Raw genomic sequence first — 22,592 nt, forward strand, 5'->3', positions numbered from 1 at the left:
AAAAAAGATTTGATTTAGGTGAATATGCACTTTTGGTAACTCAATAATTCAACCTATCATTACTTAAGTTTTACCATGTGTCAATTTACATATATGGCCCTGGTAATAAAGCCCGAAAAATATCAATACTCAATAAATAGCGCGATCATATTAAATGTACATGTTTACTAAAAAAATAATTATAGTATTTAGTTTTTTGCTGATATCGATGAGCTACAGCAAGGTTTTTGCGCAGCAACAGATATACAGCTACAGCCAGTATGCCGATAATCTTACTGCTATAAACCCAGCCTATTCGGTACTGGACAAAGCCGGATCGGTAAGTGTGCTGGGCCGTAAGCAATTTATTGGGATTGACGGTGCGCCAAGCAGTGTTATGGTAAACGCCAATTTTCCTATCGAATCTATAAACGGAGCGGCTGGTTTATATGTACTTAATGACCAGGCCGCCATTGAACACCAGGTTGAGGTTAACGCCTTTTTTGCAAAAAGTATTCAGCTAACAGAAAGCGATTACCTGGCTGTATCATTAAACGCGGGTGTGCGCAATTATGTAGGTAATTACTCGCAACTTGACGCATCTGACCCTCAGTTTATGAATGATGTAAGGGAAACCAAGCCCAATATTGGGTTTGGGGTGATGCTGTACAGCGCCAATTATTATCTTGGTTTATCGGTACCTGAATTAACCATTCGCAGTTTGGGCAACGCGTCAGAGCAGCAGGCCAATTACCTGCGCACCCATTACTACTTTACAGGTGCCTACCTTGCCGACGTAAGTGACGATGTGAAATTTAAACCGGCAACACTGGTAAGCTATGTAAGAGGCTCATCGGTACTGGCCAATGTGTCTGGTACCTTATATCTTAAAGAACAACTGGGAGTAGGGCTAAATTACCGTACCGATAAAAAAGCAGCAGCAATGTTATCGGTTATTGGCAAGGCATTTAAGGTAGGATATAGCTACCAGTTTGGTACATCATCAAATAACCTGGGCGGTGTAAATATAACCACTCATGAAGTAAGTATAAGCTACAGGTTTGGCAACGTAACCGGTTCCAAGCTGCTGTAAACAACCAAAGGTGATATTTGACGAAGGATTAATAGCATTAAAAAATGCTAAACAGGAAAACTTTGCTTTTAATTTTTAAACGAAACCAACAGGCGAAAACCGAAAAGCCTTAATAGAGTAGGTATGAAAATCAACCTGAATTTTAATAATCATGGCATCTCCCATCACAGAACTTACCCCTGCCGAACAGCAGCACTTGCTTTTCTTGTTTTTACCTGTAAAAAAAGGCCCTTCAGAAGCCATCACTGAAGTGGTTACCGGTCTTAAAAATTCATTGCTGGCAAAAAACGCCGCTGGCGATGACAGGCGCGCGGCAACAGGCGTGCATTTTTTTCTGTTTTACATCCTGGAACATGGCAAAAGCGCCGGCCTGCCAATTCCAAGCTTTCAGGCGATGGAAGACAGAGGCTTATTAGTAGTCCAGGCTATTTATGATGCTGATTTTGCACCATATATTGGTTCTTTTGTTGAAGATAGTGATATCGCAAAAGGGCTTAACTTTGTATTAGCCATAATGGATGAAACCGGTATTATTGATCCATCGGACCCAACTTCCGCCGCATATATCCTGGCAAAAGGTGGTGTGCAAAGCAACCCTGGTGCTTTTAACTGTTTACTGATGCGTTATAACTTTGCCGACCCCACAATACCGGCAGCTACAACGGGTATGAAGAATAAAAAATACTTGTTTGGCGGAACCTTCCCCGGTTTAACTGTAGGTAACATACTGCAAAACTACCCTGATGCCGAAAGCCTTTGGCCATCAACCCCGGTAGACATAACGTTTGATGATTCTGAGCAACCCGAGTGTTAATAATAATTAGAGCCTGCCGAATGGCGGGCTTTAATTATATAAATCCATTTTTATGAACAGCAATGCAAATGATCTTGAAATGAATGCTGAGCCCACGCTTCAGCTTAGTGATATACAGGGGTTGATATTGCGCGGTTATAATTTCGCCTTTGTGCGTTATCTTATATTTACTATAAATGACGTTGCCGGAACACAGGCATTTTTAAAGGAAATTTTACCTGGCAGTAATGCGCCATTGAATATTACTACTGCAACGCCCTGGAAAAATGGTGAAAAACCTGGCTATTGTTTAAATGTGGGCGTAACCTCATTTGGACTTAAGCTACTTATTGGCGAGAAACAATTTAACACAGTTGCCGGCGGCAGTTTTGATCTTTTTCAGCTATTTAAATCCGGCGCGGCTGTAAACGCCGGAAGGGTTGGCGATACCGATGATAGTGCGCCTTCATTATGGTGGAAAAGATCGGGTGGATGGAAAGCACCTTCAGAGCCTGTTGCAAACGGCTCTGATTTGCACATTCAGGTCAGCCTTTTTGCGCACAATGCAGATAGCCTTGAGAGTTATTACCAAACATTGTTAAAAATGATCCCTTTGGCAGCAAATAAGCCATCGATGGTTTCTGTTTTTAGTAAGGATTCGGTGCCTTTACCCAAAGGGGATGACTATATCCATTTTGGATATAAGGATAGTTTTTCTCAGCCAAGATTAAGCAAAGTGCCATGGAATACTACCACCGGGCGTTTATTGCTGGGCAAAAGTACAGTAGATGACCGCCCTGTGGTACCGCCTTATAACTTTGCTATCAGTTTAGACAGGTATCCCCAAAATCCCGACGGCCCAAGGTATAATGCACATCCATTACTTCAAAACGGAAGCTTTGCGGCATTTAGGCTATTATACCAGGATGTGAAGGCATTTAATAACTTTATAAACAACAAAACAAACGGCATTACTCCCGAATTGATGGCCGCTAAAATGTGTGGACGTTGGTTTGATGGTACACCATTGATAGTATCGCCGGATAAGCCTAATCCGAATCTTAAGGATTTTGATTTTACTAATTTTAATTATATCGAACCTACGCTAAACCAGCAGGGAGGAGGGAATGACGACCTTGGCCAGGTGTGTCCTTATGCCGCCCATATCAGGCGCACCAACCCGCGCGATGACGCCAAGGTAAAGGGTAATGTAAATTCTGAAGGATTGCCGGCTTATGCCGAGTCGCGGCGCATCATGCGCAGGGCAGGGCCGTATGGGCCGGATTATGTTGAAAACGAACCGGCGGGTATCCAAAGAGGGTTAATCGGCTTATTCATATGTTCTAATTTAACTGAGCAATTCCAGTTTATAATGCAAACATGGATAAATCAGGGTGGTTTTAGGCCAGGTGCCGATAAAAGTCCCAATCAAAGCGGTTTCGATCCGTTATTTGGGCCGCCAAATAAAAAAATGTCGCAGTACAATGAATTTGATTACCTGCCTGAAGGGGCAACCGATCAGCCTTATAAACGAGTGCCGGGACTTGAACGTTTTGTACGTACCGATGGGAGTATGTTTTTGTTTTTGCCGGGGATAACCGGATTGGAATGCTTATCCAGGGGCGTAATCCCGCCTGCACTTACACCACAGCCATAAAACTTAATACTTTAAACATGAAAAGTACCTTACTATTTACGCACGACGACCGGCTGAAGAATCGGCCGGTGTCTTTTAAAGAGGTTGACGAACAGGCCCTGCATGCCATTGTGCAGGCCGCCGTTAACGTTGAGTTGTTTACCATCCCATTGTATATGACCTCGTTGTACTCCCTGCAGGGAATGCATGAGATGAACAGCAAAGGGAATGATTTTTACCTTGGCCGTACCTGGCCGGGTATGGCTGCAACCGCCAACCCCACCACAGATAATGAAAAGGCCTTTAATGCCGTGTTTAGCGTTTTTGTGGCCGAAATGCTGCACCTGCAAATTATATCAAACCTGGCCAAGGTGGTAGGTTACGAACCTAAATTTACCTGCGAGCCACTGCAGGACGAGGAAACCTACGCCTGGAAATGTTATGGCGCTGATAAAACCGTGCTGCCTCACATCCTGGATTTTGAAGATTGCGTTGAGCCATTCAATAAAATAAAAGTTAAAACCGGCCCAATGAACCTGGAGCAAATGGAACTGTTTTTGGCCATTGAGGAAACCGAGGGCGACGCGGAAAAAGTTATTGACCCCAATAAAATGGCAAAGTACAGCCAAAAAGCGCCATTTGATAATTGGAAGCCGGGTACAGATTTGCCATGGTTTGGATCGATAGGAAACATGTACCTGCAATTGTGGAATTACCTATCTATAACCTATACCGATGGTTTAACACTTTGGGATATTGTTTTTGAAAAAGGAAAAGTGAATGGAGGCCCTGCGGTACAAAAGGAGATCTTTAACCCCGAAAGGATCGATCCGCCCGTAAAACCACATCCAATAGTTGATACAAACGATTGCGATGCCAAAGACGCCGGGGATGACGAATATCCGCACATAGCTACCAGCATTCAAAACACCGAATCGGAAGCTGCCTTGCTGGATGCCATGAACATGATTAATGGTATTACCGATCAGGGTGAAGGCGGCGGCGTAATTAAAGAGATCCTGGAGCGGATGAATAAAAATAAAAGCGCCAACGCACCAATGAACCTGAGTGCTGTGCAGGAACAGTTTAGGCCAAGTTGCCCTGTATTAAAAAATAAATACCCGTCATATACTGCTACAGGTGCCGATGCGCCATCTGCTAAAGCCGACGCGAGGCATACATTTGGTAAAATGGATCATTTTGAAACTTTTGGTTTTGTAAAGAAGCTGATTGAAAAGGGCGATATTACCACCTGGGATCAATGGCATGCGGCAGGGAACTCCTGGTCGGCAGAATCATTGCAGACCGCGGTTTATAACCCGGCACACAACCCGCAACTGCCGGCTTCCGGCGATATTGCAGGTGCTTTAAACCGGTTAAAACTTAATGACACAGCCGATGGTAAAAACTTTGAGTTGTTTAGCCGTGCTTCAACCGGTGCAATAGCCGGCGTAACCAAGGTACTTAACGACTATTTTAAGAATCCAAAAACCAAATTCCCATACCCATCTATGGGGGGCTCTGGCGATAGGATATCTATTTGCTGGGCTGTTTTTGGTAAAGCACCAGATATAAGTTTAGGTGTTACCTCGCCGGATGATAAACCGATAGACCGCGCCGAGCACCTTTACCATGCCTGCCAGGGCATGAGCCTGGATGATACCTTGAAGGATGATCCCGAAACCTGTGCAACAACGGCCATTTACCATACCTGTAAAGGATCAAATGATTGTAAAACCGAAGGTGGCTGCGGCTTTGTTCAGTTAACTACCGGCGGAGGACTGTGCGGCGGCAAAGCCACCGCGTTTTACAAAACGCAGCCCGGATGGCTGGAGGCTAACGCGGCCTTACCTTTTAGCCCGCCGGCAGATAATGCCTGCAAAACTTTAGGTGGTTGCGCGGTGCCTATTTCGGCATCACAAATGTACCCTGCTCTAAAGGATGGGGAGGAGTACCGTATGCAGCTTTATGATTTTGGCGATAAACCTGGTTTTAAACCAAAATCGTTCGGGATTTTGGAGTACGAAAAAGGGGAGCTGGTTTATGATGTAGCCTGGAAAGCCTACCGCGCTGTTTTAGAAAAACGCGGCCTGCCGGTTCCCGAAAAACCAAAACCAAGTGATCTGCGTTTGGCATTTCCACCATCAACCTAAAAAATAATACCCCCGATGAATATACCCGTTTTACCACGCCTTGGCCTACCCAATTTGGGCCTGGGCGTGGGTTTACGCAACAAACATTTTAACTACCTGCTCCATAATCCGGCGCAGGTTGACTGGTTTGAGATCATCACCGAAAACTTTATGGATGATTTTGGCTTTGCCCGCCATGTGCTGATGCATGTGCGCAAGCAGGTACCGGTAGTAATGCACGGCGTATCGTTATCTGTAGGTAGTACCGATCCTATCAACTTTAAATACCTGGAAAAACTGAAGGCGCTGGCCGAAGCGATTGAGCCAGTATGGATCAGCGATCATTTATGCTGGACAGGTGTTGCGTACACCAACACACACGATTTACTACCCATGCCCATGACGCAGGAAAGCCTTACCCATGTTGCCGAACGCGTAATGCGGATTCAGGATTATTTGAAGCGACCGCTGATATTGGAAAATCCATCAACCTATTTGCAGTTTAAAGCATCAACTATTTCCGAATGGGGTTTTCTGTCGTCATTGGCCAAAACTACGGGATGCGGTTTATTACTGGATGTAAATAACGTTTTTGTATCGGCCAATAACCATGGGTTTGATGCACCCAACTACATCAATAGCCTGCCTCACGAGCACATTGTACAAATGCATATCGCCGGCCCAACGGATTGCGGCGACCTACTGATTGATACCCACGACCAACCCGTGCCATCCGAAGTTTGGAAACTGTACGCTCAGGCGCAACAATTAACAGGAGGTGTGAGCACCCTGTTAGAATGGGATTCCAAAATACCCGATTACCCGGATCTGTTGATTGAACTATATAAGGCCCGTGAAGCTTTAAAAGGCAATATCCCGGTTCAGGGTGTTAACCGGTCAGAACAGGAGCCGGTATCAAATCCTGTCAATTTTCAACTACAAGCGGCAAATGGCTAAAGGGCAAAAATTGGCATTATTGCAAAACTGGCTCAAAACGGTAGTCACCACACCAGGTTACTTGTCCCAAAAACTGGGGCAGGCCAGGCATATGCATGGCCTGGATGAAACCGAAGTGGTGAGCGACCAGGGTAAAGCATCCGTATACGCCCGGTTAAATGTTTACGCGTCTGGCTATTTGCTGCGCCTGTTAGATTGTATGTATGCCGATTATGCCATCAGCAAAAAGTTTATGGGTGATGAGGTTTTTGACAGTTTTGCCAAAGCCTACCTGCTTTATCATCCTTCCACATCTTTTACCTTGTATGATTTGGGTAAGGCTTTCCCTACATTTTTAGCTAAAACAATGCCGCCCGCGCAGGAGGAAAGTGACCCCGCATTCGAAGAGTTTATGGCCATCCCCATTGCCCTGGCCCGGCTGGAACGAGCCCGGCAGGAAGCTATGCGTGCCCCCGGAACGGAGGATAAACCTCAGCTGGGACATGAAATTAGTGTTCAGGATATTTTATTTAACACCTTGAGGGTATCTACTCCCGGCTGTCTGCAGTTATTGGAACTGGATTTTCCGATGGTCAAATTTTTTACTTCGGTTTATCGGGATGAGGAGTATGAGCTGCCATCGCCACAAAAAACGTTCACGGCGGTAAGTCGTAAAAATTACAAGGTTACCATGTACGATATCACCGAAAGCCAGCACATGCTGCTAACGTTAATCCAAACCGGTGATACCCTGTACGATGCTATTAACACTACGGCATCATTTTGTAAGATCCCGGCATCAACTCTGATGGCCGATGTTTACCTGTGGCTTCCCAAATTTCAAACAAATGGGCTTATTTACTTTCAATAAGATCATTACTCGGTAAAACTAAACGATAGGAGTAGGCTGATAATGATAAAAGCCAAAGACGGGAAGCATAAAATATATCGGGTTGGTCCCGTTTATACTCTATCCCTAAAGCTTCCCGCCTTTGGCTTTTTGTGCTGTTTTTAAAAAGCTTAATTGCTTTGTCCCAACACCTAAACGCATTTGTTTTTGACGTGGGAGGGCCTGTCAGTCTGAGCCTTTCGAAGACTCGTGCGAAGAGGCCTTTACCCGCTATCCTTCGACGGCTACCCATGACATGTTGTAGTTCCCAGACTTACGAAGTTTTGAAAACTTCGTAAGTCTTTCGTCGCTTTGCCATTTTCCCTTCATTATCAATCACCCTTTTCGCTCTCTGCTTTAAGCCTTCCGCTTCCTCCCTACATATTTGCCAGCTTCACAGTAAACTTACCATCAAGTGTACCCGTCGTTCCGTAACCTTCCAGTTTGGCGTGTACCGTGCCCTTGAACGTACCGTCGGTAAAGCTTACGATATTGATATTGCCGCCTGCGCAGTGAATCCCTTTTTCGTCGGGGTTCTTTTTAGGATCATTGGCGCAACCAAAGGCTTGCTGGTTATCGGTGTATATCATATACGCTGTGTTTTCTTTAGCCCGCTTTATGGCGTATTGCCCAGGGGCCATCCCCCTAAAAGTAAGGGTGAACATAATTTGTTTTACGCCGGCGTACCTTGCATTTTTTGTTACCGTAAAATGGCCCATAAATTGCATGGTAGTAATGTTGCTTTCACGTGCGTAAATGGCCTTGGCATTGCTCATGGCTACATCCATATTAATGCCCTTAGCTGCTGTGGCAGCCCGGGCCTGTTGGGTTACCTGGGCAAGTTGAGCTTGCAAAGCGGCCATTTTTGCCTGTTGGGCGGCGCTTGCACTTGGCGGTAACTGCATGCCTGCCAGTTGGTTCATTTGGTTATCGTTTGGTTTTATAATGTACTTTTCCTGCATAATGCCTGCTGTTGGGGCATCAAAGTAAAATACAATAGGATTGTCTTCAATATAAATGGTTTGCAGCAATATTATTTTTGCCAGGCCCGGGCGGTTGGGCACCAGTTCAACACTGATGGTTGCACATCTGCCGGCGGGAATGGTAGCCGGCGCTTTGTAAGTAGCAAAATCATCGTTTACGTTTAGGGTGCCCGCGCCCTGCTCCATTATTTTCCAGTTTTTTATTTTGTAAGGCTCGCTTGCGGGGTTGCTGGTATCGTACCGATAATCCTGTCCGTAATTGGCGTCGCCGGGGTTCATGGTTGCCGGATCGCCGGGGAAGATCTGCAATTCAACATTGACCTGGATCTGCTCGCCTGTTTCTACAATCTCTTTGTCGGGTTTTAAGGCAAACGCCACCGCCCTGCGGGCAATAGCCTGATCAAGCTGTTGCGGGGTATATTGCTGCGCTTTTGCGGCCTGTAAACTGCAGATGGCAATTGCTATTAAGAATATCTTTTTCATTCTTTAGGTTTAATTTATGTTGATGCTTGTTTTGGTTATTACTCTGACGGTTATTATTTTGATGTTGCAGGATTGTTTCGTGCCTACCCATGAAGTATCCGGTTTTACTCAACCATTCGCTTGAACGCTGGCCACAACTCATCCCGGCTACGCTTCGCTGGACCACCCTCTCTCCGGCTAAAGCCGCAAAGAGGGTAGGGAAAACAAAAAACTTTTTAGCCCCTCTATGCGACGCAGTCGGAGAGAGGGGCAGACGGGCGGAGCCTCGTCGGGGTGAGTCTTCTGCGCCCGGTTTACGACATGCTCTCCTCCACAGCCCGCGGATTTAAAATTTGCAATGACGTGTTTTTATCAATCATTTTTTTGCCTTAGGTCTTAACTCTTGATTCTAACCTCTTGATTCTATCTTCCCCCCTCCAGTACCCAGCGCGAACTTTCGGCATCATCCCATATGGCGGTGCATTGTAAAGCGCCGCTTTCCATATTGAGGTAGGTGCTGTTACCTACATTCCTGATCCTTACCCTATCGGAGTTAGGTACAGGCTCAATGTACCACATGCTGCCGGCGTATTGGGTATTGGTATTGAGCTCGACAGTACCCGGTTTGCCGCTGCTTAAGCAGGTGTACATGCCCTTGGCTTTAATAATGTAATAGTTGGCCCCGTTAACGGGGATTATTTCCCATTGCAGGTTCACGTGGGTTTGATCGGTATTGTTGGTACTTAAAAAACCGGCGCGGTTATCTACATAAGTGCCCTTCCAACTGTTACGAATAGCATAAAAAGAGCCCCTGTTAAATCCATATGATACAGGTGGTGGTGGCGGCAACACCCCGGCGTTTTGTGTGTTTAACACCGTACCCACCGGCGACCCGGCATTCATGAGGTAGGTGGCCGTTATTTTCGGTTTTTCATTAAGCGGTACAATCACAATAGCGGTTGCGCTAATAGTTTCGCCGGCTTTTATCCAGTAACCGATATCAACAAAGCGTTTGGTTTTTATCGTTTTGTTTTGATCCTTGGAGTCTTTATCATCAACGTGCGCAAGTACAGTACAGGGGTTTGCCTGCAAAGTTGCCTGTTTGGAGGTAAAACGTGCGCCGGTTGCGTTCAAAACATCAAACTGAACAATGTACGGCGCTATCTCATTCAATAATATAAACCCGGTACGGTACAAAATGATCTTTGATTCGGGCGAGGTATTGGTCACAAAAAATTTTACCGAAAACCTACTGAAATCGCCTTTATCGCTTACTTTTTTTACTTCTTCGCTGTTAATGTGGTAACCCATGGTAAGCCCGTTCACCTCTGCGGGCTGGGTATCGGTAACATCATATACCTGTTGTTGCTGTTGTGCACGCAGGGGTGCCGCAAATGCAAAAGCTGCCCAAAGGCAGATGAATAATTTGGCTTTCATATCATTTGGTTTTAGGGTTATCAATAAGCTGCTGAATGTTTTTAAGGTCGATATTGGCCAGTACTTTTGCAATCAGGTCGTTACCGCCTTCTACCATCACCTTTAAATTAAAAACAGTGATTTTGTTAACAGTGGGTGCGTAAACAGGAGTAATACTTTTGATGCTGTTACCTCCGGCAGCCCCTGAGTTTACCACATTGAATTTGCCGTAGTAGATATAAACTTTATTGGGTGTCCAGGAACCATCCTCATCACGATGGGCGGGTACATAAATATCAAAAGCCGAGCCGGGTATGGTATGCCGTACAACCGGCCGATACCTTTCACCGGTTACACCGCGCGCTGCTTCATCGGCATATAATGAATTGATGATCACTTTTAGTTTTACACTGCCCTCCATTTCCATCTGCTTTGTATCGGGCATGCTGGTGCTTAGCTTTTGCATGCCTTCAAGCATAATCTTTTGCTGCTGCAGGGCGGTGATCTTGTTGGCCTTAAGCAGGCGGGAAGTTGAATCTGACAAGGCCCCGATCTTTTTACTGTAGGATTGTACATTAAGCGGCCCGTTATTAAAATCGGGTAATTTAAAAAACGACAGTCCATAAGTATCCTGCGTAAAAGGCCGGGTAGCCGCGTTTACACTTACCACGGCGCGCCGTTCGTTATTAGGGTTACAGGGATCAACTGTAGACAAGGGGCCTGTAACATCAATAGTAGCCCCGGTTTCGCGATAAATCAAATCGCCGGGCGCTCTTTTGCCTCCTGCATCTTCTCTGAAGCTTATTGCGGGTACCAGGTTGTTAAATGCTTTTTGAATACCGTTAAAAACTCTCCATAATAATGCGTTTTCACAGGCTGATGGTGTACGTCCTATCTCCTCGTCATAAAACTTAGCGTATACGGTAGGGTCGCAGTTACAGCCGGGCATTTTATCGGTTTGCTCATATTTAGGTTCGCGAAACAGTTGCAGCGTGCCCGATATAAAACCATGAACATGATCGATAGTGCCCGGCGATGCACCAGGTTGGTCATAAACGGCATTACCTGCAAATGTCAGGTAGATCTCGCCGGCGTTAAAAATGTTGTAATGCACGCGCATAGGCCGGTGGTCATTATCCGGGTGGATATAAAATTCTGTTTTGGTTTTACCAAGGATGTTAAACTGATCGCCCTGGTATTTATCCTGGTAAACTACGTTGGTATCGGCGCGGTCATCTAAAATAATAATGCCGATATCTGATGATCCGTTTACCATCAGGTGCCTGGCACCGGTATTGGGGTTTACAAACCAGTAGGTGTTGTAATTTTTGTATTTGACCAGGGGCACCGCTATCGATTTTTTTACCGATGGGCCACCGTTGAGCGGACTAAACTCGTAATTGAACGTGCCGGTTTGTGCCATGCTTTTTATCGCGCAGCAAAACAAAATGATAATGATGAGGTGCTTTTTCATGGTCCCAGGTTTAAAGATCATGATGGCACAGGTATAACATGCCCGTGATCACATTAACCGCGGTAAAATAAACTACATCTTTCCCGTTAATAGTTACTTTAACCGGGAAATCGGCATTTTCAAATTTGGTGTTGTCGCTAAAACAAAGGCAATGATCGCCCGGCCAGCAAAAGGCATCATCATTTGCACCAATAAATAACTGTTTAAGATCCATCGGGAATTGAATTACCTGGGCAACCTTGTTGTTTTTCACTAACACGGTATTCCCCCTGGCCGACGGGAAAAAGATGGCACCACTGTTACGGATCCAGCCAAAACCGCCGTAATCGGCTAAAACTACTTTAGTGCCGTTCATGAGGTAGGCTGTACTGCCTGCCGCGGTTGTACTGATAACCGCGCTCATCTTCCCATTCGGGCTTATCAAAGGCGCGCTCATTACCAAACCAGGCAGGGTAATAGTTTGCCCTGTTGAACTGGTCATTACGTAGCTAACGCCTTTTCCGTAACTCATCCCGGCGGCTACCACCACAGATGAATCCTGGTTATGTGCTATCATAGCCGACATAAACCGTCCCATAGATTTGCCGTTAAACACAAAATCCTGGTCTATTTTACCCGGTTGCCTGCCGCTTTGTATATGCGGCCCTTTTTTTAACGTAGCGTTGTAGGTGTCAATACTGCTAAAATCTTTGCTCTGAAAGTCCTTTTCGCTGCCGTTATAAGCATCATTAAAAGATATGTTTAGTGGTGGCTTTTGCCCTGTAGCTTGCAATTTGCCATTTTGGTAATCGTATACACCAAGCACATCGGCAATCTGGGCCACAAACTGGTTGTTAACCACTTTAAATGACAGAAAATGCAGCCCGAAATTACCGCCGCCTTCGCCACCCATGGCAGTGTTAATCTCGCCTTTGGTGTAGGTTTTGATGAGTATCCCAAACTTGGCCGGGTCGGTAAATTTACCATCTGCCGGGGCAGCCGGAGTAGTGGCCGGTGGCGTATCTGCAGTGCCTACCACGCTGCTTACCTTACTTTTTAATTTCTTTAAAAACTGCGCGTTAACGGTATTGGTTAATGGCAGCAGTAACAGGATGTAAACTAATTTTTTCATATTATTTAGGGTTGATAATTTTCAGGCTTCTATAAGTTCGGCGTGCGATTGAGCAACCGGAACAGTTTTTTTATCCTCAGCAAAAGGCATGTAATAAGCGGTGAGGTTGAGGATGATCATCACCGATGAAAAAAAGTAAAGGCCCATAAAAAAAGCAATGGATACGTGGAAAATAACAATGCCGGCAAGCCACCATTTACGGGTTTGCGGTATGTTGATGAACAGCGGATACATCATCTCCAGGATAATGGTAAACCAGCCAATCAACAAGGGGATAGGGGTATTGTACAAAAAATCGAAATTAATGGATTCCGTAGCGTTGTAACCATGCAGCATGCGCCAGATGGATTCGCCGTTGCGCCAGTTGTAGCCCAGCAGTTTTTCTAACCCCGAGAAAAAGTACATGATACAAACGTGGATTTGGAAAAGCTTCAGACATTTACTGATCCTATCGGCAGATGGTGGTCTTTTTTTTAACCATAAGGCATCCAACGAAAATAAACTACCAACCGGGAAAACGCAGCAATAAAACAGCGCGATGGAGGTAAAGAGATCGACACCGTAGCTGTAATACTCCATAGAGTTGGTGATCAACAGGTGTAGGGCAAGGGATAATATAGCCGTCGGGCGGGTAAATAAACCGGCTAATAAAGCCAGCAGCGTTACGGGATAAAGGATTCTGAAAAACAACAGTGTGGTTTCATAGTTCACCGGGATAATGCCCTGTATACTTTTGTGCAAACTGTAGATAGATGGGATCAAAAAATCGCGCGTAGCATCGGCAATATCAGGCGGCACAAAAGCACGGGCCGAAAATATATTGTCAAAATCGGGTTGAAGAGCCATAAAATGGGCAAACGATATTAACGCTATGCCACAACGCAGGCAAACCATCCATAGCGGGTTTTGCACAGATGCCGCCGGTTGTTTAAAAATGTTTTTGATGAAGGTTTTCATTTGCTAAGCTTTACCTCCTTAAGCTTTATTAAATAGGGTTGGCGGTTGCCGGCAGCATACTCCTTAAGAGTAGGGAAACCAACAATGTTATAGCTTACAAACAGGCTATCCTGGTTGCATTTATTTTGATTATAGATATTGACCGCTATGCTTTTAAAAAGCAGGTCCATAAAACGATCTTCTAATTTTTGATTAGGTGAGTCGCGCTCATCTATCAGGTTGTTGGTAATGTGTGATGCCAGTACAGAAAAACGCATCTCGGCCTCAAAGCCGTTAAACAGGGCGGTATATTTTTTACCACCGCTTTCGCCTATGATCAATCCGCTTGCCCGTATGTTGGGTGCAAAATAACCATAAGGCGATCCGGCGGCAGTCAGTTTTCCATAGTATCTGAAGGGGGCATTAAAAAAAAGGTTGTTGTAAAAATATTGTACGGGGGCGTGTTCTTTTATCTTGTAAAACCGGCAGGTTTTATCGTATGCGAAATATACCGAGGTTAACACAATAAAAACAATGTGAAACCTGCTCCAAATAGTAAATAAAATTGCCCTGGCTTTCATGGTAAAAAAGAATATGGCCGGCAGCAAAAGCCGCAATCTCATTAAGTTAACGTCAGTTCTATATAAGAACTCCCAAATGTCATTTCGACGAACAGCGGATGGCTGGAGTAGAGGGTGAGGAGAAATCTTATACGATATGCAGTCCATCATAGCATCTCGTATAAGATTTCTCTTTCGCGCAGCCGCTCAATCCCGCCCTCGCTCAATCGAAATGACATACTTTTCTTGATTTACGATAGTCATTTCTTATATCGAACTCACGTTAACTTAATGGCATTGGCCTAAGCCGCCAGCCAATACTCACCCTAATTAATTTTTATATGCTTCAAGTACAGATGTCATGGCGGCTACAGAAGCCACGCTGGCGCTTGATGCATAAATGCCGCGCTGAGTTACTTCCTGATCTTCGCCTACCGGTTTGTTAACTGTGGTTTCGGTAAATACTTCGGCACCAACGGTTTTATCGGCTACGCTGTAACCTGTTAGTTTTGGATACTTTGAATCGGTTACTTTTTTGTAGGTTACCGTAGTTTGCTGATTAAAGTTTTTGATGCCATATTCTTTGGCAAACACTTCTTTTAATTTTGATTTGTTGGCATCGCTCATGGGCACTATGGTGTGCGCGGTGTACAAGCTGGTGCTTAATTTGGTAAAGCCCAATTTTTGAGCGTTTTTAAAAAATGAGAATGCCACGATGCATGTAATGCCCAGCATTACCGATAATAATTTTTTCATTGTTTGTTTTGTTGTTTTTTTGGTTCTACTCGTATGGCTTTTCGATTTCGCCCCGTTTTTGGCCGGTTTCTGGTCTCCGGTAATTAACTATGAATAGGTTTGGGGGTTAATTCCTGGTAAATGTTGCTGCCGAAATAGAGGTGCTCACCTCTGTAATCTGCGTGTTTTTTGGATCGGTGTTGTCATAGTAGTTTCCCTTTAGGTTAACCTGCGTTATTTTTAATGCGAAGGTGTTACCCGAGCCTGAAAGCACTGCCGAGCCACCTGAAAGAGAAGTATAAAGACCCACGTTTTTTGTGTTTTTAAGATCGGTTTCAAAAACTAATAAGCCTACCTGATTATCGGTAGGTGTGGCATCGCTATCGCCAATAATGGCGTATGTACCCGCGCCCGCGGTGCCTTTTTTGAAAATGAAATTCACTATTAGTTTGGTGGAGTTATCATCGGCAATGGCCGAATCAACAACCGCGTCGACGGTGGTTGACGAAGTGCTGTAAAGGCCTTTTGAGGTATAAGCTTTACCCCTGAAGGTGAATTTTGTTGCCACGGCTGTGGGGGTGTTGCTGTTGTCTTTGGAACACGATGCCATAAACAGGCCCGCGATGAGTGCTGAGAATAAAAATTGCTTTTTCATAAGATGTGTGGTTTGATAGATGTGTATTTAATTAATTGTTTTTCACAGGTAGGGGATTATAATTTTACAAATTCAACCCGGCGGTTATTGGCCTTGCCTTCAATGGTTACATTATCGCTGATGGGTTTGGTATCGCCAAAACCTTTGGTACTTAAGCGCGCGGCATCAATACCCATACTAATCAATTGCGTTTTAACAGCATCGGCGCGTTGTTGAGATAAGGTCAGGTTATGGGCAGGTGTGCCGCTGTTATCAGTATGGCCACCAACCTGGAATTTAATCTCGGGGTTATCCTTTAGTACCGATGCGATCATGTTAAGCGTACCCATGCTTTCGGGTTTAATGGTGGCCTGGTCAACATCAAAGTTGATTCCGTGGGTAACTATTTTGGCATCAGTGAATTTTTTACCCAACATATTCATGCCGCCGCCGCTGGCTATTCTGAAATTGGCGATGATAATGGGCTGATCGGCATTGCCTATCCCTTCAATGTCAATAGCATGTGGTGTTATACCGATGTTGGGCACTACAAGTATGCGGTATTGATCTACATAAACCTTTAGCTGGTTCTTTTTGTAGGCTATAGCTATATGATGCCATTTGTTGATGGCGTTATCTCCGCTCAATGATTCGGGAGCTTTCCCCGTCAAATCTACCTTACTGGTTTCAGAACTAAACTCAATACCAGATCCAGGTGCCATATTAATGTTTCCCAAATCGTTGTGCGCAGCGGTGGCATCGGCATTGCTGCCGTAAAAATAGATGTGAGGACCGTAGCCACCGTTAAAATAGCTATCATACTCAATGGTGAATGCCTCACCTAAATAAGAAGGGGATTTAATGAGTGGACTAACATGCGCGAAATTACCATCGGTAAGTAAAAGTGATTTAATATCGCCGGTGTTATTCACAACTGCCTGCCCCGCGCCAAGGTTCCAATGCGCCGGGAACTCGCCATTTTGATCGTCCTCAAAATGATCTTCAAACAGGATTTTATCGCCGGGCATAAAATCGTAATTATTAAATGCTTTGAAATTTGGCATTGTTTGGGATGAGCCGGCGCTTACAGTGGCACCCGTGCTAACATTTGCAGTGGTAGTGTTGCTAACGGATGTTGCAGTGCCTGTGCCGCCACTGGTTGCGGTGCCGGTTAAAATGGTATCGGCAGTGTTTACCACCTTATCCGTAGCCTTATCCAGGTGCTGATCAACTTTTGCGTTGGCTTTGGTTTTTAGTTTCTCTTTTGCCCTGTTAAGGAGGTTACCAAATTGTGCGTGCGCGGTAAAGCAGGCAAAAAGCAGGAGTAGGGCAGGTAATGTCTTTTTCATTTCGATGTTTTTTGGTAACACGAAAGTGACAAATGCCCAAATGGGTTACGGGCGTTTTTAGTAAGTGGTTATTTTTAGCAATAAGTGGCGGTGAGATTTCGGATTTTGGATGTTCGATTACGGATTTGTTACTTGTTATTTATGTTTTTTTACCTGGAATTGTAGGAACCAATTTTTCAGATATTGGGGAAATTAGTTCGCGCAAAGTCGCTAAAACGCAAAACAAATAAATGAGTTGCTTTGCGTTTTAGCGACTTTGCGCGATGAAACTAACAGTTTAAGGCTTCTTTAAAGCTCCTGGTTAGCCGCTATTAAAGGTGTTCGCCAGCCGGTGTAGAAAAACACAATAATGATATGGTTTTTGTTGTTTTTGGCTTAACGAATTGATAATTAGATGGTAAGGTGTTCCATGATTTCGATTTTTTAAAAATCATAAATATTTGAAAATGAGCGACAAAGTTGTTCCATGTGTTCCACCCGTTCCGGTGGAACACTGTGGGTATCGTCCTGTAAAAAGTTTATTCTTTTAGGCCTATCAACCTTTGTGAGGAAAATCTAAAATCAAATAAATCCGAAATCGAACATCCGAAATCCGATATCAAATAGATGCCAGCTGGTCTAAAAAGGCGGTCTTTCTTCTGCGGCTTACTTCAATTTCGGTGTTATCGCTCATTACCACCGTACCGCCATCACCTTTAATGTATTTTTTGATATGATTTAGGTTGATGAGGTAGGAGTGGTGGATGCGGAAAAAATAATGGGCCTGCAAAATATCATCAAACTCTTTCAAATTTTTGGTTGATGTGATGCTGGTACCGCACAGGTGCACATCGGTATATACATTATCGGCTTTGCAGTAAATGATATCGCTAATGTTCACAAATTCAATAGCACTTACAGATGCGATGGCTATTTTGCCAAAATTGGTTTTGGGCTGCTGTAGCTGATTGAGCAAATGCGGCACTTGCAGAGAGGCCTGTTTGGGTTGGTCGTAGAGGCGATCTATGGCTTTAGCCAGATCGTCGAGGTCGATAGGTTTCAACAAAAAATCAAGTGCCGAAAGCTTGATAGCATTAAGCGCGTAATGGTTATGTGCCGATACAAAAATGATCTTGAAATCAACCTTACCCAATTCCTTGAGCATGTCGAACGCATTTTTACCAGGCATTTCTACATCCAGGAAAACCACATCGGGTTTGTGCATATCAATCTTTTTAATGCCCTCATCGGCACCCGCGGCGGTAGCCACCACCTTAATGTGCTCAAAATTCTGACTGATCAGCTGCAGCAAAATGTTGCGCCCGCGTGGCTCGTCGTCAATTACTATGGCTTTCAACATATATCAAAATTGTAAAGGTATGCTAATGGTTATTTTTGTGCCCGATGCCTGGCCATTGACCGACCCCAGGTCGTCTATTTTAATAGCGGCTTCGTTTTGCAGCAGGGCAAGGCGTTCTTCTGTTATCTTGATGCCCATACTTTGTTTTTGGGTACCGTTAATGGTTTTAAACTCTGCAGAGCGCTCGCGGCCTATGCCGTTATCTTCTATCTGGCAAAGTAATATGCCTTTCTCCTGTATGAAGCTGATGGTCAGTTTTTTATCTCCCTTTTTATGGATCAGGCCATGCCATAACGCGTTTTCTGCAAAAGGCTGAATGATCATGGTAGGGATCCTGATAAATGAAGGGTGGATATTGGCATCTGTTTGAATATCAAACTCAAAATCGTCGTTAAAGCGTAGTTTTTCTAAACTCAGGTACAGCCTTAGCGTTTCTATCTCGGCTTCCAGGGTGATAAACTGTTTTTCAGAGTTTTCCAATATCATCCTTACCAGTTTTGAAAAACTGGAGAGATACGTATATGCAGCTTTGGTGTTTTTGCTCACAATACATTCCTGTATGGAGTTAAGTGCGTTAAAAATAAAATGAGGATTCATTTGCGCGCGCAGGGCACGCATCTCCAGGTCAGATAGTTGAAGTTTGATGGCCGCTTTTTTGCGCTCACGCCTGCGCTCATTACGAATGATGAGGAATAGGGATATACCTACTACCGACCAGAAAATGATCTCAAACCACCAGCTTTTCCAAAATGGTGGCTTCACAATAAATATCAAATGCTTTTCGGCGCTTACCAATCCATCAGATGTGGCTGCCTTATAGCTGAACGTGTAAGTGCCGGCGGGCAGGCTGTTGTAGTTGATGCTGCCTTTATTGCCTACGTAATTCCAATCCTTGTCTATTTTATCCAGCTTACCATAATACCGGTTTTGCAAAGGGTTGGTATAGTTAAGTAACGCCCAGTTAAAGATTATCTTTCTGCTACCTGCAGGTACAATATAGGGCTGTTGCAAGGTAGCAGTTATGTTATGCTCGTCGACGTTTACACTACTAAGTAATAAACTTTTTTTTGAAGGCTTACGCAATAGTTCGGTCGGATTAAAACTTGTAAAGTAATTTTCACCGATGTACAACATATTGCCCTTGGGCAATATCCTTAAGTTGCCGTTCATATCGTTGTTAATGAGCCCGTCTTCTTCGGTGTACTGGTTAAACGCGTGGGTTGTCATGTTAAAAACTACCAGGCCGGTTTTGGTGGCTATCCACAAATTGCCCCTGTTATCTACGCTGTATTCATAAATAAATTTATTCATCCCTGCAGGTAAAGGCCAGCTTTCGCTTAAATTACTTTTAGGATCGATAGCTACAACGCTGGTATTATCAACCACCCAAAGTTTTCCTTTGATGTAGTCAATGTTGAGCGCCCGGCTGTAAGGGGTAATGTTACCATCGATAAAACGCTCGAATTTTTTAGTCGCCGGTGTGTATTTGATCAGCCCATAATCCATATCGGCAAGCCATACGTTACCCCTGTCGTCGGTTACCGCATCAGCAATGTTAACGCCTTTGGGCTGATCATTGGAGTCGGGCATTTTGACTACTAAAGCGCTGAATTTTTTTGTTTTAGGATCATATTCCCATATCCCACGCCGCCAGGGGAAAGCCCAGATCTTGCCATTATTTACAAAAATGTTGTTGATAAAGTTGTAGGGGTATTGGCCGGTTTCGTTTACCTTATGACATAAAACGCTTAGCTTATCAGCAGGGAGGTTAAGTTTTAAAATACCTGCCGACGTGGATATCAAAAGTTCATCCTTGCCATACGGCACTATATTAAGCACGGCTGCTGCATCCATAGCATACTCATTCCCTAAGGCCCGGATAGCGCCGGTATAGTTTTTTATAACGTTAAAAGCATCGTCATAAACAACCAGGGTAAGATTTTTATCGCCGCCAACCCAAAGCTTATCGTCGCGATAATAAATAGCCGGTTCCTGGTTGGTGATATTGGGCTGTGTATTTACAAAATGATGTTTAAAAAGCTGGCGGGTAGGGTCAAGCATATAAATGCCTTTTACAGTTGAGATCCACAATAAATTATCGCGCGACACATACAAACATCGTGGATCAAGTGACGCGGCTTCAACAATAGGTTTCAGGTCGTTGTGCTCAAATTTATCCAGTGGCTCTTTAAATTGAGTAAGGTTGTCGCTTATCCACATGGCGTAATGGTTATCATTGGTTTCTTGTTCAACCATGCTCATTACGTGTGTTGGGGCACCTTTAATAGTGCTATAATTTAGCACCTGCCGGGTTTGGGGGATAATTTGTTTTACGCCTTTGCTCCAGCAACCTACCCATATCCGGCCTTTATGGTCTTCAAAAATGGTGTTGGCCATGCCATCAAATTCGGTGTCATTTTTTACGTCATCGTACTGTTCAAAGGTTTGCTTTTCGCGGTCAAACATCCAAACACCGTTTACTGTTGCCAGCCACAACCGTTTCTTACTATCTATAGTAAGCGAATTAACATCGTTGTCAAAATTTACAAACTCGCGGTGGTCATCCGTATTATTCATATAATGTTTGAATGATTTGCCCGCGATATCAAACTCCAGGATGCCCCCTCCAGTAGCTATCCATAGTTTATTACCCTCGCGGGATAAGCTGCGCATAACGTTGTTATAGCTTGATTGATAGGTATGAATGCTGTTGGTTGCAGGATCAAGCGAAGATAAACCTTCGGCAGTGGCCATCCATATTACATGCTGTCCATCTTCTGTGATATCATTTATCTGGTTGCTTTTCAGGCGGTCGTCGCCGGTTGCATTATCTGTTTGCCAGGTATTTATTACCGATCCATCAAAACTGTTAAGACCGTAAGATGTGCCCATCCACATCATACCTTTACTATCCTGAAAAAAGCAGCTCACCAGGTTGTCGCTAAGTCCGTCTTTTTCGCTTATGTGGTAAAAAAGTAATTTTGATTTACTTACCTGCGCGTAAAGTGTACCCGCTAAAAACAGGAAAAGAAAAAGTAGTGATATAGGCTTTTTTACAGGCAAGGGGCAAAGTTTAGGAAAGGGTTAGTTTTAAATATTGCTTTAAAAGTAGCACAATATATGGTTTGAAAATAAAAATTTATTTTCATTGGGTTGAGCAGTAGTAATTTAAGCGGTTGGGATGGGTGTAAAAAATAAATACGAACCCATCATATAAGCAATACCCAATTAGAGATTTATGGGGATGAGCACCGTATTGACAAGGTTGGTTATTTTTGTTAATAACGCGTTTAAGCACGCGCCAGATTTGTTTCAAATCTGCCTGGTTATAAGGTAATAAGGAGAATGACCTTACAAAGGAGCCATAAACCCTTAGGTTGAAGGCTGGCCTTTCCGATTTGAGAGGCCAGCTTTCAAGTATAATAATACTATTAAAAGTCGTGATCCACCGCCGATAAGATCACTCCATTATGCGCATTGACCACACCGTTGGCGAAGCCATTATTATCTACAAACATTTTCTCGTTCTCGATCATAAAATGTGTGCTGCCCACTTTAAAATTGCCTTTTATGGTGAGTACCTTATCAGGCCGCTGTACGTGGATCTCGTTGAGGATGTGGCTAGATAAGCCATGAAACTCATGTTCATCAAGCTGGTAAACATCCAATACCGGCTCCTCGTGGCCATTTTGATATACTTTAATGCGATTGCTTGTCGTCTCGGCACGCACATCCATGCGGCCCTCAATCACGTTGTTTGTAACGTGTACAATGCCGCCATCTAAAGTGGATATGGTTGCATTAATGCAAAGCGAAGTATGCTCGTTTTGATTGTTGTTAAATGACAGGATCCTTAAAAATTCTGTGCTGTTATCACCATCACTTAAAGTAAGCGTATTCTGCTCGCTCAAAAATATGGTGGTGCCAAAAATGAATGCATGTTTCATAATCTTACGTGTTGGTTTAATTATTATTAAGAAGCCGCAAAAACACAAAAGGTTTTATTTATTACGCATTGTTACAAAACAATAAACAACAAAGAGGCTGTATCATAAATCATGATCAGCCTCTTTTTTATTACTAATGTTTTATTGCTGTAAATTCAAATATCTATTTATTGTTTAATTTGTTTTAA

The 22,592-nt window shown here is 44.0% G+C and carries 19 protein-coding genes; 7 read left to right on the top strand and 12 right to left on the bottom strand.

The features are described 5' to 3' along the window. The first annotated feature begins 160 nt into the window (after positions 1 to 160). The 6 genes from FHS10_RS01975 to FHS10_RS02000 all read left to right on the top strand — a co-directional run bounded on the left by FHS10_RS01975 (position 161) and on the right by FHS10_RS02000 (position 7,440). Positions 161 to 1,072 (top strand): PorP/SprF family type IX secretion system membrane protein, encoded by a 912-nt coding sequence (locus FHS10_RS01975; RefSeq protein ID WP_259087146.1) that lies wholly within the window; start codon positions 161 to 163, stop codon positions 1,070 to 1,072. 151 nt (positions 1,073 to 1,223) lie between these two features. Beyond that, positions 1,224 to 1,886: a hypothetical protein gene (locus FHS10_RS01980; RefSeq protein ID WP_259087147.1), complete on the top strand. Its 663-nt coding sequence runs from the start codon at positions 1,224 to 1,226 to the stop codon at positions 1,884 to 1,886. A 52-nt stretch (positions 1,887 to 1,938) separates the two neighbouring features. Continuing rightward, positions 1,939 to 3,522 carry a Dyp-type peroxidase gene (locus FHS10_RS01985; RefSeq protein ID WP_259087148.1) on the top strand — a complete coding sequence of 528 codons (1,584 nt, stop codon included), beginning with the start codon at positions 1,939 to 1,941 and terminating at the stop codon, positions 3,520 to 3,522. Positions 3,523 to 3,539: 17 nt separating this feature from the next. Continuing rightward, positions 3,540 to 5,654: a ferritin-like domain-containing protein gene (locus FHS10_RS01990; protein ID WP_259087149.1), complete on the top strand. Its 2,115-nt coding sequence runs from the start codon at positions 3,540 to 3,542 to the stop codon at positions 5,652 to 5,654. Positions 5,655 to 5,669: 15 nt separating this feature from the next. After that, positions 5,670 to 6,590: an MNIO family bufferin maturase gene (gene bufB / locus FHS10_RS01995; protein WP_259087150.1), complete on the top strand. Its 921-nt coding sequence runs from the start codon at positions 5,670 to 5,672 to the stop codon at positions 6,588 to 6,590. After that, the gene (locus FHS10_RS02000) at positions 6,583 to 7,440 is read left to right on the top strand and encodes an HvfC/BufC N-terminal domain-containing protein (protein WP_259087152.1); all 858 of its coding nucleotides are present in this window, start codon (positions 6,583 to 6,585) and stop codon (positions 7,438 to 7,440) included. The genes bufB and FHS10_RS02000 overlap by 8 nt, the downstream gene beginning before the upstream one ends. Positions 7,441 to 7,835: 395 nt before the next feature. Here the strand turns inward: FHS10_RS02000 and FHS10_RS02005 are convergent, their stop codons facing one another. The 9 genes from FHS10_RS02005 to FHS10_RS02045 all read right to left on the bottom strand — a co-directional run bounded on the left by FHS10_RS02005 (position 7,836) and on the right by FHS10_RS02045 (position 17,118). Continuing rightward, the gene (locus FHS10_RS02005; protein ID WP_259087153.1) at positions 7,836 to 8,924 is read right to left on the bottom strand and encodes a hypothetical protein; all 1,089 of its coding nucleotides are present in this window, start codon (positions 8,922 to 8,924) and stop codon (positions 7,836 to 7,838) included. A gap of 402 nt (positions 8,925 to 9,326) precedes the next feature. Continuing rightward, positions 9,327 to 10,340 (bottom strand): RICIN domain-containing protein, encoded by a 1,014-nt coding sequence (locus FHS10_RS02010; protein WP_259087155.1) that lies wholly within the window; start codon positions 10,338 to 10,340, stop codon positions 9,327 to 9,329. 1 nt (position 10,341) lies between these two features. Beyond that, positions 10,342 to 11,793: a hypothetical protein gene (locus FHS10_RS02015; RefSeq protein ID WP_259087156.1), complete on the bottom strand. Its 1,452-nt coding sequence runs from the start codon at positions 11,791 to 11,793 to the stop codon at positions 10,342 to 10,344. A gap of 10 nt (positions 11,794 to 11,803) precedes the next feature. Beyond that, positions 11,804 to 12,904: a hypothetical protein gene (locus FHS10_RS02020; protein ID WP_259087158.1), complete on the bottom strand. Its 1,101-nt coding sequence runs from the start codon at positions 12,902 to 12,904 to the stop codon at positions 11,804 to 11,806. 21 nt (positions 12,905 to 12,925) lie between these two features. Then, positions 12,926 to 13,861, bottom strand: coding sequence for an HTTM domain-containing protein (locus FHS10_RS02025; RefSeq protein WP_259087162.1), 936 nt, complete (start codon positions 13,859 to 13,861; stop codon positions 12,926 to 12,928). Then, positions 13,858 to 14,463, bottom strand: a complete 606-nt coding sequence (locus FHS10_RS02030; RefSeq protein ID WP_259087163.1) for a hypothetical protein — start codon at positions 14,461 to 14,463, stop codon at positions 13,858 to 13,860. Before FHS10_RS02030 ends, FHS10_RS02025 begins: the two co-directional genes overlap by 4 nt. Positions 14,464 to 14,730: 267 nt before the next feature. Then, the gene (locus FHS10_RS02035) at positions 14,731 to 15,156 is read right to left on the bottom strand and encodes a hypothetical protein (protein ID WP_259087164.1); all 426 of its coding nucleotides are present in this window, start codon (positions 15,154 to 15,156) and stop codon (positions 14,731 to 14,733) included. Between the two features lie 106 nt (positions 15,157 to 15,262). Continuing rightward, positions 15,263 to 15,790 carry a hypothetical protein gene (locus tag FHS10_RS02040; protein WP_259087166.1) on the bottom strand — a complete coding sequence of 176 codons (528 nt, stop codon included), beginning with the start codon at positions 15,788 to 15,790 and terminating at the stop codon, positions 15,263 to 15,265. A gap of 56 nt (positions 15,791 to 15,846) precedes the next feature. Then, a complete protein-coding gene (locus tag FHS10_RS02045; RefSeq protein WP_259087168.1) occupies positions 15,847 to 17,118 on the bottom strand; it encodes an OmpA family protein in 1,272 nt (423 codons plus the stop codon). 32 nt (positions 17,119 to 17,150) lie between these two features. Between FHS10_RS02045 and FHS10_RS02050 the strand changes: the two genes are divergently transcribed. Then, entirely contained in the window at positions 17,151 to 17,348 is a 198-nt protein-coding gene (locus FHS10_RS02050; protein ID WP_259087170.1) for a hypothetical protein, read from the top strand. A gap of 368 nt (positions 17,349 to 17,716) precedes the next feature. Here FHS10_RS02050 and FHS10_RS02055 read toward each other — a convergent pair whose 3' ends face one another. From FHS10_RS02055 to FHS10_RS02065, 3 genes are all read right to left on the bottom strand, one after another. Then, complete coding sequence (locus FHS10_RS02055) at positions 17,717 to 18,457, bottom strand: LytR/AlgR family response regulator transcription factor (RefSeq protein ID WP_259087172.1); 741 nt, start codon at positions 18,455 to 18,457, stop codon at positions 17,717 to 17,719. 3 nt (positions 18,458 to 18,460) lie between these two features. After that, entirely contained in the window at positions 18,461 to 21,520 is a 3,060-nt protein-coding gene (locus FHS10_RS02060; protein ID WP_259087179.1) for a sensor histidine kinase, read from the bottom strand. 368 nt (positions 21,521 to 21,888) lie between these two features. Then, a complete protein-coding gene (locus tag FHS10_RS02065) occupies positions 21,889 to 22,404 on the bottom strand; it encodes a hypothetical protein (RefSeq protein WP_259087181.1) in 516 nt (171 codons plus the stop codon). Positions 22,405 to 22,592: the final 188 nt, after the last annotated feature.

Source organism: Mucilaginibacter dorajii (assembly GCF_024808255.1).
Taxonomy (GTDB): Bacteria; Bacteroidota; Bacteroidia; order Sphingobacteriales; family Sphingobacteriaceae; genus Mucilaginibacter; species Mucilaginibacter dorajii.